We start from the raw sequence: 12,459 nt of genomic DNA, 5'->3' as shown, positions 1-12,459 counted from the left end.
GTGGCCGATCTCCGCACCACCTTCGCCGGCATCAAGTCGCCCAACCCCTTCTGGCTCGCGTCGGCACCGCCGACCGACAAGGCCTACAACGTCGTCCGTGCTTTCAAGGCGGGCTGGGGTGGCGTGGTGTGGAAGACGCTGGGCGAGGATGGACCGCCGATCGTCAATACCGCCTCGCGCTATGGCGCACTCGAAGTCGGCGGCCAGCACATGGTGGGCTTCACCAACATAGAGCTGATCACCGACCGACCGCTGCAGGTCAATCTCGACGAGATCAAGGAAGTGAAACGCGACTGGCCCGACCGCGCGCTGGTCGTGTCGCTGATGGTGCCCTGCGTCGAGGAGAGCTGGAAACAGATCCTCAGACGCGTCGAGGAGACCAGCGCCGACGGCGTCGAGCTCAATTTCGGCTGTCCGCACGGCATGTCCGAGCGTGGCATGGGCGCCGCCGTCGGCCAGGTGCCGGACTATGTCGAGATGGTCACGCGCTGGTGCAAGCAGAACACGCGTATGCCAGTGCTGGTGAAGCTGACGCCCAATGTCACGAACATCCTGGGTTCGGCGCGCGCGGCCAAGCGCGGCGGCGCCGACGGCGTGTCGCTGATCAACACCGTCAATTCGATCATCGGTGTCGATCTCGACCGCATGGCGCCCTATCCGGTCGTCGGCGGCAAGGGCACGCACGGCGGCTATTGCGGGCCGGCGGTGAAGCCGATCGCGCTGCACATGATCTCGGAGATCGGCCGCGATCCGGAATGCACCGGGTTGCCGATCTCCGGCATCGGCGGCATCGCGACCTGGCGCGACGCGGCGGAGTTCCATTCGCTCGGCGCCGGCACGGTGCAGGTCTGCACGGCCGCCATGCACTACGGCTTCAAGATTATCGACGACATGGTGGACGGCCTCGGCAACTGGCTCGATGCCAAGGGCCACGGCCGGCTCGACGCGATCGTCGGCCGCGCGCTGCCCAACGTAACGGACTGGCAGCACCTCGACCTCAACTACAAGATCGTCGCCCGCATCGACCAGGATACCTGCATCAAGTGCGGCCTGTGCCATATCGCCTGCGAGGACACCTCTCACCAGTCGATCGCCGCTCTCAAGACCAATGGCGAGCGGCGCTACGAGGTGATCGACAAGGAGTGCGTGGGCTGCAACCTTTGCATGTACGCCTGCCCCGTGACGGGCTGCATCAGCATGATTGAGGTGCCCAACGGCCAGAAACCGATCACCTGGCTCGAGCATCCCAACAATCCGCTGCGGCAGGCTGCCGAATAGTCGGAACCTTCGAGAGGAATCATGAGCGACGCGACGACCGGCAAGAACCTGCGCATCAACGGCGAACGCCTGTGGCAAAGCCTGATGGAGATGGCGAAGATCGGCGCCACCGAGAAAGGCGGTGTCTGCCGGTTGGCGCTGACCGATCTCGATCGCGAGGGCCGCGACCTTTTCGTGGGATGGTGCAAGGAGGCAGGCTGCACGGTCTCGGTCGACCGCATGGGCAACATCTTCGCCCGTCGGCCGGGACGCGACAACTCATTGCCGCCGGTCGGCACCGGCAGCCACCTCGACAGCCAGCCGACGGGAGGAAAATTCGACGGTGTCTATGGCGTCCTGGCCGGCCTCGAGGTGATCCGCACGCTGAACGATCTCAACTATGAAACCACCGCCCCCATCGAAGTGGTGGTCTGGACCAACGAAGAGGGCTCGCGCTTCGCGCCGGCCATGGTCGCCTCCGGCGTGTTCGCGGGCGTGTTCGACGAGGAATACGGCCTTACCCGCAAGGACCTCGACGGCAAGACCATGGGCGAGGAGCTGAAGCGCATCGGCTATGCTGGCGATTTGCCCGTGGGCGGCCGCAAGTTCGGCGCTTTCTTCGAGACGCATATCGAGCAGGGCCCGATCCTCGAAGCCGAGAAGAAGACGATCGGCATCGTGCAGGGCGCACAGGGTCAGCGGTGGTACGAGATCACGCTGGTCGGTCAGGAGGCGCATGCCGGTCCCACGCCGATGCGTCGCCGCAAGGATGCCCTGCTCGGCGCCTCGCGGCTCGTGCACGAAGTCAATCGCATCGGCCTTGCCAACCAGCCCTATGCCTGCGCCACGGTCGGGCTGATGCAGGTGAGCCCCAACTCGCGCAACACCATCCCCGGCAAGGTCTTCTTCACCGTCGACTTCCGCCATCCCGACGATGCGACGCTTTCCAGGATGGATGCCGAACTGCGTACGACCGCACAGCGCATCGCGGGCGAGATCGGCCTGCAGCTTCAACTCGAGCAGATCTGGTATTCGCCACCGGTCGCTTTCGACAAGAAGTGCGTGGCCGCGGTGCAGGATGGCGCCCAAACACTGGGCTACGAGAACATGCCGATCATCTCCGGCGCCGGACACGATTCCTGCTACATCGCGCGCGTGGCGCCGACCGCGATGGTGTTCGTGCCTTGCGAGGACGGCATCTCCCACAACGAAGTGGAGAACGCCGCGCCCGGCGACATCGCCGCCGGCTGCAACGTGCTGTTGCAGGCGATGCTTTCCCGGGCCAACGCACCGTGATGCGGTTTGACAGATTGAAGGCGGTGCTGCGACCATCCGGTCGGGGGAGCCATTGACGTGCAAACGCTGCGCGCGGCGACGCCCATGAATGCCGAGACTCCGCGGCCGGCCGCCCAGCTCGGGACAGGGCCGGTCGCCATCGACATGCACGACCTGTCGCTCACTTTCGAGACGGCGGATGCGCCGGTCGCGGCGCTGTCGAAAGTCAATCTCCAGGTCAAGGCGGGCGAGTTCGTTTCGCTGATCGGGCCGTCGGGCTGCGGGAAGACCACGCTGATGCGGGTGATGGCCGACCTCGAGCGGCCGACCGCCGGCCGGATCACGGTGAACGGCATGTCGCCCGAGCAGGCGCGGCTCGCGCGCGCCTACGGCTACGTCTTCCAGGCGCCGGCGCTCTACCCTTGGCGCAGCGTGCGGCGCAATCTCATGCTGCCGCTCGAGATCATGGGTGTGCCGCGCGCCGAGCGCGAGGCACGGGCCACGCGCTATCTCGACATGGTCGGGCTCAACGACTTCGCCACCAAGTTCCCGTGGCAGCTTTCGGGCGGCATGCAGCAGCGTGTCTCGATCGCACGGGCGCTCAGCTTCGAGCCAAAGCTCCTGCTGATGGACGAGCCGTTCGGCGCACTCGACGAGATCACGCGCGATCACCTGAACGAGCAGCTTCTGCGGCTCTGGGAGCAGACCCGGAAGACAGTGATCTTCGTCACTCACTCGATTCCCGAAGCGGTGTTCCTGTCCAACCGCATCGTGGTGATGTCGCCGCGGCCTGGCCGCATCCTCGAGGTGATCGACTGCACCCTGCCGGCCGAGCGCACGCTCGACGTGCGCGAGACGCCGGCGTTCCTGGACATCGCCCACCGTGTCCGGCTCGCGCTGCGCGCCGGCCATTCCTATGACGACTGAGGCCCTCGCCCGGCCACTCGGCCTCTCGGCTGCCCTCGGCCGTCTGCGCGAAGGCACGGCGCTGCCGGTCACGGTCGTGCTCGGGATCATCGTTGTCGTGTGGTATCTCGGCGCCATCTGGCTCAATGCGGGACTGGTCGAGCAGCGGCTCGAGCAGGCCGAGAAGCCGGCGACGGCGGCCGAGTTCGTGTGTACCGCGTGGTCGCTCGACCGGCCCGTCCTGCCGGCGCCGCATCAGGTCGCGATCGAGTTCTGTGACAGCGTCTTTGCCCGCGACGTCACTTCGCCGCGCAGCCTCGTCTACCACGCCTACGTCACGGGCTCTGCCGCCTTCGTGGGCTTCGCCTTCGGCACGTTGCTCGGCATCCTGCTGGCCGTCGGCATCGTGAGCTGGCGCGCGCTCGACCGCAGCCTGCTGCCCTGGATCATCGCTTCGCAGACCGTCCCGATCCTGGCCATCGCCCCCATGATCATTGTCGTGCTGGGCAACGTGGGCCTGACCGGACTTATGCCGAAAGCGGTGATCTCGATGTATCTCTGCTTCTTCCCGGTGACCATCGGCATGGTGAAGGGGTTGCGCTCGCCCGACCCCCTGCAGCTCGACCTGATGCGCACCTATTCGGCGACGCCGCCACAGGTGTTCTGGAAGTTGCGCTGGCCGGCCTCGGTCGCGTTCCTGTTCACCTCGCTCAAGGTGGCGATCGCCATCAGCCTGGTCGGCGCCATCGTGGGCGAGCTGCCGACCGGCGCGCAGGAAGGTCTGGGCGCACGTCTCCTGAGCGGCTCCTACTATGGTCAGACGGTGCAGATCTGGTCGGCGCTCTTCATGGCCGCTCTGCTGGGCATGGTCTTCGTCGCGGCGATCGGCGCCGTTGAACGGCTGACGCTCCGCCGCATGGGCGGCACAACATGAAGACGGGGGTGCTCGCGATTGCGCTGGCGCTCGCGGGTGCAGTCGCATCGCTGCTCCTGCTCGAAAGCATGTCGCCAACGCTCGTCTTCTGGATGCTGGTCGGCGCTGTCGCCGTCGTCTCGTGGATCGGGTTGGAGCGCCTCGCGTGCATCGACAAGCCGCGCTGGATCGCGGCACTGCTCGTACCCGGCCTGTTCGGCCTGCTGCTGCTCTATCTCTGGCAGGTGCTGACCGTGGGCTTCGAGGTGCCGGCCATCCTGCTGCCGAGTCCGGCCCGCATCGGCCATCAGCTCGCCAACAACCTCGACCTCGAATGGCAGGACTTCCGCCAGACGTTCCTGAAGTCGGTGCTGGCAGGCTTCACGCTGGGTTCCGGCCTGGGCTTCCTCGTCGCCATCCTCGTCGACCGCAGCCCCTTCCTGCAGCGCGGTCTGCTGCCGCTCGGCGCTTTGGTCAGCGCGATTCCCGTCGTCGGCATCGCGCCGATCATGGTCATGTGGTTCGGCTTCGACTGGCAGTCGAAGGCCGCGGTGATCGTGGTGATGACCTTCTTCCCCATGCTGGTGAACACGCTGGCGGGACTCGCTGCGGCGTCCGCGATCGAGCGCGACCTGATGCACTCCTACGCCGCGGGGTATGGCCAGACGCTGGCCAAGCTCCGTCTGCCGATCGCGCTGCCGTTCGTGTTCAACGCGCTCAAGATCAACTCCACGCTGGCGCTGATCGGCGGCATCGTCGCCGAATTCTTCGGCACGCCGGTGGTCGGCATGGGCTTTCGCATTTCCGTCGAGATCGGCCGCATGAACGTCGACATGGTATGGGCGACGATCGCGGTGGCGGCCCTCGCCGGATCCGTCTTCTACGGCATCCTCGCGCTCATCGAGCGGGGGTTCACCTTCTGGCACCCGTCCTATCGCCAGGAGCGGAATTGAGCGGAGCAACGGACAGCGACAAACAAGGAGCAACGTATGAAGAGACTTCCCATCCTGGCTGGCGCCGCCGTCCTGGCGTTGTCCGGCCTGAGCGCGCAGGCGGCGGACAAGCTCACCCTGCAGCTCAAATGGGTCACCCAGGCCCAGTTCGCGGGGTACTACGTGGCCAAGGACAAGGGCTTCTACAAGGACGAGAACCTCGACGTCACCATCAAGGCCGGCGGCCCTGATGTCGCCCCGCCGCAAGTGATCGCCGGCGGCGGCGCCGACGTGGTCATCGACTGGATGCCCTCGGCGCTGGCGACGCGCGAGAAGGGCATCCCGCTCGTCAATATCGCCCAGGTGTTCAAGCGCTCGGGCATGGAGCTCACTTGCCGCAAGGATTCGGGCATCAAGACGCCGGCCGACTTCAAGGGCAAGACGCTGGGTGTCTGGTTCGGCGGCAACGAATATCCCTTCCTGTCCTGGATGGACAAGCTTCACTACAAGACCTCCGGCCCCAACGCCGACATCAAGGTCCTGAAGCAGGGCTTCAATGTCGATCCCCTCCTGCAGAAGCAGGCGGCCTGCATCTCGACCATGACCTACAACGAGTACTGGCAGGTGATCGACGCCGGCGTTAAGCCCGCCGACCTCGTCGTGTTCAAGTACGAGGATCAGGGCGTGGCTACCCTCGAGGACGGGCTCTACACCGTCGAGGCCAAGCTCAAGGATCCGGCGATGGTCGACAAGCTCGCCCGCTTCGTGCGCGCCTCGATGAAGGGCTGGGACTACGCGATCAAGAACCAGCCCGAGGCGGTCAAGATCGTGCTCAAGAACGACACGACGGGCGCCCAGACCGAACACCACCAGACCCAGATGATGGGCGAAATCGCCAAGCTCGTCGCCGATCAGCCCAAGGGCCTCGGCTATCTCGAGGAGGCCGACTACCAGCGCACGGTCGACGTGCTGCTGAAGGGCAGCTCCGATCCGGTCATCACCAAGAAGCCGGCCGGCGCCTGGACCCACGAGGTGTGGGACAAGGCAATGAAGAAGTAGGCGTAGACCACGCCGCTAACCGACAAGAGGGAGGCCGATGGCCTCTCTCTTTTTCCTTTGGACCGCGAGCGTCTCGCTCGCTCATGCATTTAGCGAGCCAGAGGCTCGCGGTCCGGAAGACTCTATTCTGCCGCCACGCGCGGCACGGCCCGCGGCGCCCTGAGTTCGGACTGCCGGCGAACCGCCTCGAAGACGGGGGCGAAGGTCGGGCGCGGGATATAGCGGCCGGCGCCTTTCTTCGCGTCGAGCTTGCCGTCGGCCCATACCACGTTGCCTTGGCTGATCGTGTGCGTCGCCACGCCCTGCACCGTAAGGCCCTCGAAGATGTTGTAGTCGACCTTCTGATGATGGGTCTTGGCCGAGATGGTACGCGTAGCCTTTGGATCCCACACCACGAGATCGGCATCGGCGCCCACGCTCACCGAACCCTTGCGCGGATAGATGTTGAAGATCTGCGCCGCGTTGGTGGAAGTGACGCGGACGAACTCGCTGGGCGTCAATCGCCCCGTGCCCACGCCGTAATGCCAGAGGATCGACATGCGATCCTCGACGCCGCCGGTGCCGTTGGGGATCCGCGTGAAGTCGGTGCGGCCCATCGCCTTCTGCGGCGCGCAGAAGCAGCAATGATCGGTCGCGGTGGTCTGCAGGTTGCCCGACTGCAAGCCGCGCCACAGCACCTCCTGATGTTCCCTGGGCCGGAACGGCGGGCTCATCACATGGGCGGCCGCCACGTTCCAGTCGGGATGGCGATAGACCGAATCGTCGACCACGAGATGGCCCGCGAGGACCTCGCCGAACACGCGCTGGCCCTCGTTGCGGGCTCGCGTGATCGCCTCGAGCGCCTCGCGGCAGGAGTTGTGCACAATGTAGAGTGGCACGCCGATCACCTGGGCGATGCGGATCGCGCGGTTGGCGGCCTCGCCCTCGACTTCCGGCGGCCGTGACAGCGGATGGGCCTCGGGACCGGTGATGCCGGCCTTGAGCAGCTCCTGCTGGAGATGGAAAACCAGTTCGCCATTCTCGGCGTGCACGGTGCAGATGGCACCAAGTTCGCGGGCACGGGTGAAGGAATTCACCATGACCTCGTCGTCTGCCATGATGGCGCCTTTGTAGGCCATGAAATGCTTGAAGGAGTTGACGCCGTGCTCCTTCGTGAGTGTGCCCATGTCGCGATGCACCGACTCGTCCCACCAGGTGACGGCGACATGGAAGGAATAGTCGCCCGCGGCCTTCTCCGCCCAGCCGCGCCACTTCTTGTAGGCGGCGAGCAGCGGCTCTTTCGGATCGGGAATGACGAAGTCGATGATCATCGTCGTGCCGCCGGCGAAGCCCGCCGCGGTGCCGGAGAAGAAGTCCTCCGAGGCGGTGGTGCCCATGAAGGGCAGCTCCATGTGGGTGTGCGGATCGATGCCGCCCGGGATGACCAGCTGACCACCGGCCTCGATCACCCGCGCCCCGGCAGGCGCTTCGATCCGGGGCGCGATCTCCCCGATCACGCCGCCCTCGCACAGAACGTCCGCGCGGTAGCTTTGGTCGGCGGTCACGACGGTACCGCCGCGGATCAACGTTGCCATGCCTGCCTCCAGAACCTGACCAATTGATCAGAAAACACTAGCCCAATCGTCCAGGACCCGCGACAGGCAAAAAGATCGGTCCCTCGCGCGGCCGCGACGGCCCGACCATTTTCAAAAAGTAACGCCCGCCTTCGGGGAAGAAGGCGGGCGTCGCCAACGCTCAAATTGTCGGTGCTCGTCCCGACCAGACAATCATAGGTTGATCAACTCCGGATATCAATCGGAATCAGAGCATGTGAAACTGCAAATCCTTGCCGGCAGAACGGCTGTTGCAGTTTCAACACAACCACATCGAAATGCACACGCAACAGGCTTAAAAGCGTGTCCGCCCGACCGGCTTTCGATTACACTATGGATGAAGCGCCAGGAAATGCAACCTGTCGTACTCCGTGTATTGGGAGATCAGAGTCAGATGAAGAAGATGTTGATCGCGGCCGCGCTTGTCGGTGCGCTTCCGCTCGCAGCTCAGGCGCAATCCCTCCAGTACCCCGGCTTCTATATCGGTGCCGAGGGCGGTCTGAACTGGCTGCTGAACAATTCCTTCACTGGGACCGGCAGCATTACCGGCTTGGGCACGCTCAGCGGGACAGCGAATGCCTCTTTCGATACCGGCTGGGCGGCCGGTGGCGTGATCGGCTACGACTTTGTCGGGCCGCGCGTCGAGTTGGAAGGGATCTATCGCGACAATACGGGTTCGCTGGCTGTCTCCGGTTTCACGGCGGGCGTAGACTGGCACCAGGCGTCGGTCATGGCCAATGTGTACTATGACTTCTTCGCCGGTCAGACCATTGTGCCCTACATCGGCGCAGGTCTGGGCGTCGCCTTCATCGATGCCTCGGCGCTCAACAGCACTGTCAGCAGCACCCAATTCGCCTATCAGGGCATCATCGGCATCGGCTGGAACATCAATGAGCAGTTCCGCCTGAACCTCGAGGGGCGGTACTACGGCACGACCAGCCCGACCTTGGGTTGGTTCAGCGGGCCCGTCAGCCTCAGTGGCACGCCGAGCGACAACAACTTCAACCTGATGGTCGGCCTGCAGTACAAGTTCGGCGCACCCGCGATGGCGGCGCCTCCTCCACCGCCGCCGCCGGTGGCTGCGCCGTCGTTCATGGTGTTCTTCGACTGGGATCGCTCGAACCTGTCGGCCCAGGCCCTGAACACGATCAAGCAGGCGGCCGACGCCTACAAGACCAAAGGCAGTGCGCGCATCACCGCGACCGGGCACACCGATACCTCCGGCCCGGCGAACTACAACATGGCGCTGTCGCTGCGTCGTGCCAACGCGGTCAAGGACGCGCTGGTGCGCGACGGTGTGCCGGCCACGGCGATCTCCGTCGTCGGCAAGGGCGAGGCCGACCTGCTCGTCCCGACCGGCGACGGCGTACGCGAGCCGCAGAATCGCCGCGTCGTGATCGTGCTCCAGTAGCCGACACTCGAAAGAATGAAAGAGAACGAAGGAGGCGGCCCATCGGCCGCCTCTTTTTTCGACTTCTTCAGTTTCAGTCCACGATCCGCGTCGAGACGAACACCGGCAGTCACTCGCAGCGCGCCTTGCGCGGTTCGTCAAGCCATGGCTCGGTTTTCCTCAGATGAATACAAATGTAACCAAATCGATCGCGATCATCCTTGCTGCTGTGAGTCAACGCGATCACATTGGACTGGCCTTTCAGGAGCGCACCGATCGTGACCAAAATGCTGCCGGCCGTCGTGGCTGCAGGAACCGCGCTGATCACCACGGCGATGGTCCAGGTGATCTACGGGCTCGTCTGGCTCGGGCAATACCTCCTTGATGCAATGGCGCCCTCCTATGACTGGGCAGGCGCGCTCACCGTCTCCTGCATCGTCACCTCGATGGTTCTCCTGGCCAGCATGATCGCACTGCGGCTTATGGCCGACCGGCCGGCGGACGATGTCTTCACGACCGGCGACCTGACGGGCTCCGGCGAGCAGGCGGCGGCTGCCTTCCGCATCGCCGGCACGCCGGAATAACCTCCATCCCGGCCGACGGACACCGTCCTCGGCACTCAGCGCTTCGACCGCGGTGGCCGCTCGACGCTTCTGGCATGCCGCGCCAGCCGGTCGGTCGAAAGCCGGCGCGGCTTGTCGACGATGGTCGGCAGGCCGAAGGCGCCGCAGGCGACGCAGCGGAAGCGGGCACCGGACACGCGCCGGGCGGCAAGGGCAGCGCTATCGCCATCAAGCGTCTCGAGATGACCGCAACGCTGACATTCGACCCGTACCGCCCGTCCGGCCCGATCGAGATCGGCAAACGTAGTGGTCGAGGAAGCCAGGCGCATGGCCGTCACTCGGCGGCCGACCACACCGCCGCCTGCCGCGCGCCCGCAAGGCGCAGCACGAGGAAGCCGACGACGGCAAGGTTCAGGAGATTGAAGACCACGCTCACGCCGAAAGCCGGAGCGTAGTAACCGAAGTGATCATACAGGGCGCCCGCGAACCAGCTCCCGAAGGCCATGCCGCTCATGGCGGTGAAGAGCGTAAGTGGAATGCGCCAGGAGGCCTCGGCGGCGGGAAAGAGGTCGCGGATCGCCACTGCATAGGAAGGGATGATGCCGCTGAAGCCCAGGCCGAAGGCGGCAGCGATGGCGAACAGCCCCGCCTCGTCTTGCGTCAGCAGAAAACACCCGATGGCGACGGCTTGGCAGGCCGAACCGGCCATCACCGTGCGCAAGCCGCCGATGCGGTCGGCCAGCGCACCCCAAGCTTGTCGGGCGAGGAAGGCCGCGCCCAGCATCACCGAAAGCATCGCCGCGCCGTGAGTCGGCTTGATGCCGATGTCGCCGCAGAAGGCCACGAGGTGTGAGGAGGGCAGCGACATCGGGATGCAGCAGAAGAAGCCGGCGAGGCACAGCAGCGCTTGCGCGACGTTGGGATGAAGGCCCCCGACACGACGCGTCCGAAGCCGCCCCTCCGCCTGTGTTCGCGCACCCGACGAAGGCCGGAGGGAAAGAGGTATGGGCTGACCCGGCGCAGGTTTCAGCATCAGCGTCGCAGGCAGAATGAGAACCAGCACGGCTGCGGAGAAAGCGAGCATCGCCATCTGCCAGCCGATGCCGTCGATCGCGCGCTCGAATAGCGACGGCCAGGCGACGCCCGCGACGTACTGGCCCGAGGAGATCAGCGCGATCGCCGCGCCGCGTCGCCGCTCGAACCAGCGACTGACATAGACCAGCAACGGCGGGTAGACGCCGCCATTGCCGAACAAGCCGATCATCAGGCCGTGCCCGACGTAAAGCGCCCAGATCGTGCCGGTAGAGGAAAGTGCGAGACCGCCGGCGATCATGCAGGCACCGATCGTGACGGTGCAGCGCACCCCGATGCGATCGGCCAGCCACCCCATCAGGATGCCGCCCGCGCCGGTGCCGACCCAGACCAGCGCGCCCGCGAGCGCCAGCACCGACCGCTCGGTCCCGAGCTCGGCCTGCATGGTCTTCATGCCGACCACGATCAAGAGCGGTGATCCGTAGGACACCGACAAGATGGCGAGCGTCAGCCAGGCAGCTTTCCAGGAGGCTCGGCTGTCGAGGCCACCGGAAACCGTCGCGCGAGCCTCGATGGCCGCCGCGCTCGTGCCGTCCTTCACCATGCCCACCCATTCCAGGACCCGGACAAGGGTCCCTCTCGGCGTCATTATGCCTGTCGATAGGGCAAGCGTGCGGTCTATTTCACATACAAGGCATGCAAATGCCCGGAGACGCGGTGACGCCTCGACGGTTTTTCAGTGGTCCCGTCAACGAAAGCGGCTTTGCACTCGCAAGGGTTCGCGCGGTGGCCAGCGAACGAGCGTCGCCTGGCGGCCTTCTTCGCGCAGCGCTACCGCATCGGCCCGGCGTTCGATCCATCCGGATTCGATGCCCAAAGCCAGCGCCGGCTCGAGTTCGCGCAGGCCCACCCGAAGCCGGCTCGCCAGGATGTCGAGCAACACGCTCGAACTGGCATTGCCCGTCAAGGCCTGCAGTTCGACGCAAAGCTGGCGCGACAGCGCGGCGGCTCTGGAATGGGAATGTGCCGAATTTTGTTCAACGCCTGCAGCGGCCTGCGGATACAGTCTTCGAGCACTGCCTGGCGAGATCGTCATCGAACCTCCTTGGAGCGCCGGAAAGGCGACCAACCCACAAAGGATCTGCGCGGTGCTCGCGTTGCTATCGGCCGCGAAAGTTGCGGACATGTGGCTTGGCTGCAACACGAACAATGTGACGGAGAGCTGGTCTGAGGTGGTCCCGCCTTTGGCAGCCTATGCGCCTTCGAGCCGGGAAATGGCGTTACCGGTGCGTACGCGGCCGGCCGAAGGTTCACCCAAGGCTTGTGCTTTCGCTTTTTCGGCGGGACCGGCTTCGCTGCCAAGGTCGGGCGAGACATTCTGCTTGAGGAACAAGCCTAGCGACGCCTTGCGACGCTGGACGGCGAGAAGCCGTAGCGTTTCCACCTCGGCATCGACGCCGTGCGCCAAGCCCCGGCCTGCGGTGACCTTCTGCATATAGACCTAACTCCGCCGCCCCGACGAAGGTTGCAGATTTGTCAC

Annotated in this window: 13 protein-coding genes; 8 read left to right on the top strand and 5 right to left on the bottom strand. The window is 65.2% G+C overall.

Features of this window, described 5'->3' with window-relative positions; translation table 11 throughout:
- The 6 genes from preA to VH499_RS22080 all read left to right on the top strand — a co-directional run bounded on the left by preA (window position 1) and on the right by VH499_RS22080 (window position 6,342).
- Window positions 1-1,278, top strand: a complete 1,278-nt coding sequence (gene preA, locus VH499_RS22105) for an NAD-dependent dihydropyrimidine dehydrogenase subunit PreA (RefSeq protein ID WP_332054922.1) — start codon at window positions 1-3, stop codon at window positions 1,276-1,278.
- Window positions 1,279-1,299: 21 nt separating this feature from the next.
- Complete coding sequence (locus VH499_RS22100; protein ID WP_332054921.1) at window positions 1,300-2,553, top strand: Zn-dependent hydrolase; 1,254 nt, start codon at window positions 1,300-1,302, stop codon at window positions 2,551-2,553.
- 144 nt (window positions 2,554-2,697) lie between these two features.
- Window positions 2,698-3,459 (top strand): ABC transporter ATP-binding protein, encoded by a 762-nt coding sequence (locus VH499_RS22095; protein WP_332055003.1) that lies wholly within the window; start codon window positions 2,698-2,700, stop codon window positions 3,457-3,459.
- Window positions 3,449-4,372, top strand: coding sequence for an ABC transporter permease (locus VH499_RS22090; RefSeq protein ID WP_332054920.1), 924 nt, complete (start codon window positions 3,449-3,451; stop codon window positions 4,370-4,372). Before VH499_RS22095 ends, VH499_RS22090 begins: the two co-directional genes overlap by 11 nt.
- A complete protein-coding gene (locus VH499_RS22085) occupies window positions 4,369-5,304 on the top strand; it encodes an ABC transporter permease (RefSeq protein ID WP_414709824.1) in 936 nt (311 codons plus the stop codon). The genes VH499_RS22090 and VH499_RS22085 overlap by 4 nt, the downstream gene beginning before the upstream one ends.
- A gap of 36 nt (window positions 5,305-5,340) precedes the next feature.
- On the top strand, window positions 5,341-6,342 hold the full coding sequence (locus VH499_RS22080) for an ABC transporter substrate-binding protein (RefSeq protein WP_332054919.1): 1,002 nt from the start codon (window positions 5,341-5,343) through the stop codon (window positions 6,340-6,342).
- A 122-nt stretch (window positions 6,343-6,464) separates the two neighbouring features.
- On the opposite strand, the gene hydA is transcribed toward VH499_RS22080, so the two are convergent.
- Window positions 6,465-7,916 carry a dihydropyrimidinase gene (gene hydA / locus VH499_RS22075; RefSeq protein ID WP_332054918.1) on the bottom strand — a complete coding sequence of 484 codons (1,452 nt, stop codon included), beginning with the start codon at window positions 7,914-7,916 and terminating at the stop codon, window positions 6,465-6,467.
- A 412-nt stretch (window positions 7,917-8,328) separates the two neighbouring features.
- On the opposite strand from hydA, the gene VH499_RS22070 reads away from it, so the two are divergent.
- A complete protein-coding gene (locus tag VH499_RS22070) occupies window positions 8,329-9,345 on the top strand; it encodes an OmpA family protein (RefSeq protein ID WP_332054917.1) in 1,017 nt (338 codons plus the stop codon).
- A 257-nt stretch (window positions 9,346-9,602) separates the two neighbouring features.
- Window positions 9,603-9,908: a hypothetical protein gene (locus VH499_RS22065; protein ID WP_332054916.1), complete on the top strand. Its 306-nt coding sequence runs from the start codon at window positions 9,603-9,605 to the stop codon at window positions 9,906-9,908.
- A 35-nt stretch (window positions 9,909-9,943) separates the two neighbouring features.
- On the opposite strand, the gene VH499_RS22060 is transcribed toward VH499_RS22065, so the two are convergent.
- From VH499_RS22060 to VH499_RS22045, 4 genes are all read right to left on the bottom strand, one after another.
- The gene (locus VH499_RS22060) at window positions 9,944-10,216 is read right to left on the bottom strand and encodes a hypothetical protein (RefSeq protein WP_332054915.1); all 273 of its coding nucleotides are present in this window, start codon (window positions 10,214-10,216) and stop codon (window positions 9,944-9,946) included.
- 5 nt (window positions 10,217-10,221) lie between these two features.
- The gene (locus VH499_RS22055) at window positions 10,222-11,568 is read right to left on the bottom strand and encodes an MFS transporter (RefSeq protein ID WP_332054914.1); all 1,347 of its coding nucleotides are present in this window, start codon (window positions 11,566-11,568) and stop codon (window positions 10,222-10,224) included.
- A gap of 99 nt (window positions 11,569-11,667) precedes the next feature.
- Window positions 11,668-12,015 (bottom strand): hypothetical protein, encoded by a 348-nt coding sequence (locus tag VH499_RS22050; RefSeq protein ID WP_332054913.1) that lies wholly within the window; start codon window positions 12,013-12,015, stop codon window positions 11,668-11,670.
- 156 nt (window positions 12,016-12,171) lie between these two features.
- On the bottom strand, window positions 12,172-12,414 hold the full coding sequence (locus VH499_RS22045) for a hypothetical protein (RefSeq protein ID WP_332054912.1): 243 nt from the start codon (window positions 12,412-12,414) through the stop codon (window positions 12,172-12,174).
- Window positions 12,415-12,459 lie beyond the last annotated feature (45 nt).

This window comes from Reyranella sp. (assembly GCF_036558665.1).
Lineage (GTDB): Bacteria > Pseudomonadota > Alphaproteobacteria > Reyranellales > Reyranellaceae > Reyranella.
This window is presented reverse-complemented; position numbering and strand designations above follow the sequence as displayed.

What these genes read in the sequence shown, in the direction of transcription:
- VH499_RS22045 (WP_332054912.1), bottom strand. Translation starts at nt 12,414, where the DNA reads ATGCAGAAGGTCACCGCAGGCCGGGGCTTGGCGCACGGCGTCGATGCC.
- VH499_RS22060 (WP_332054915.1), bottom strand. Translation starts at nt 10,216, where the DNA reads ATGCGCCTGGCTTCCTCGACCACTACGTTTGCCGATCTCGATCGGGCC.
- VH499_RS22080 (WP_332054919.1), top strand. Translation starts at nt 5,341, where the DNA reads ATGAAGAGACTTCCCATCCTGGCTGGCGCCGCCGTCCTGGCGTTGTCC.
- VH499_RS22070 (WP_332054917.1), top strand. Translation starts at nt 8,329, where the DNA reads ATGAAGAAGATGTTGATCGCGGCCGCGCTTGTCGGTGCGCTTCCGCTC.
- VH499_RS22090 (WP_332054920.1), top strand. Translation starts at nt 3,449, where the DNA reads ATGACGACTGAGGCCCTCGCCCGGCCACTCGGCCTCTCGGCTGCCCTC.
- VH499_RS22095 (WP_332055003.1), top strand. Translation starts at nt 2,698, where the DNA reads ATGCACGACCTGTCGCTCACTTTCGAGACGGCGGATGCGCCGGTCGCG.
- VH499_RS22100 (WP_332054921.1), top strand. Translation starts at nt 1,300, where the DNA reads ATGAGCGACGCGACGACCGGCAAGAACCTGCGCATCAACGGCGAACGC.
- VH499_RS22055 (WP_332054914.1), bottom strand. Translation starts at nt 11,568, where the DNA reads ATGACGCCGAGAGGGACCCTTGTCCGGGTCCTGGAATGGGTGGGCATG.
- VH499_RS22085 (WP_414709824.1), top strand. Translation starts at nt 4,369, where the DNA reads ATGAAGACGGGGGTGCTCGCGATTGCGCTGGCGCTCGCGGGTGCAGTC.
- VH499_RS22050 (WP_332054913.1), bottom strand. Translation starts at nt 12,015, where the DNA reads ATGACGATCTCGCCAGGCAGTGCTCGAAGACTGTATCCGCAGGCCGCT.
- hydA (WP_332054918.1), bottom strand. Translation starts at nt 7,916, where the DNA reads ATGGCAACGTTGATCCGCGGCGGTACCGTCGTGACCGCCGACCAAAGC.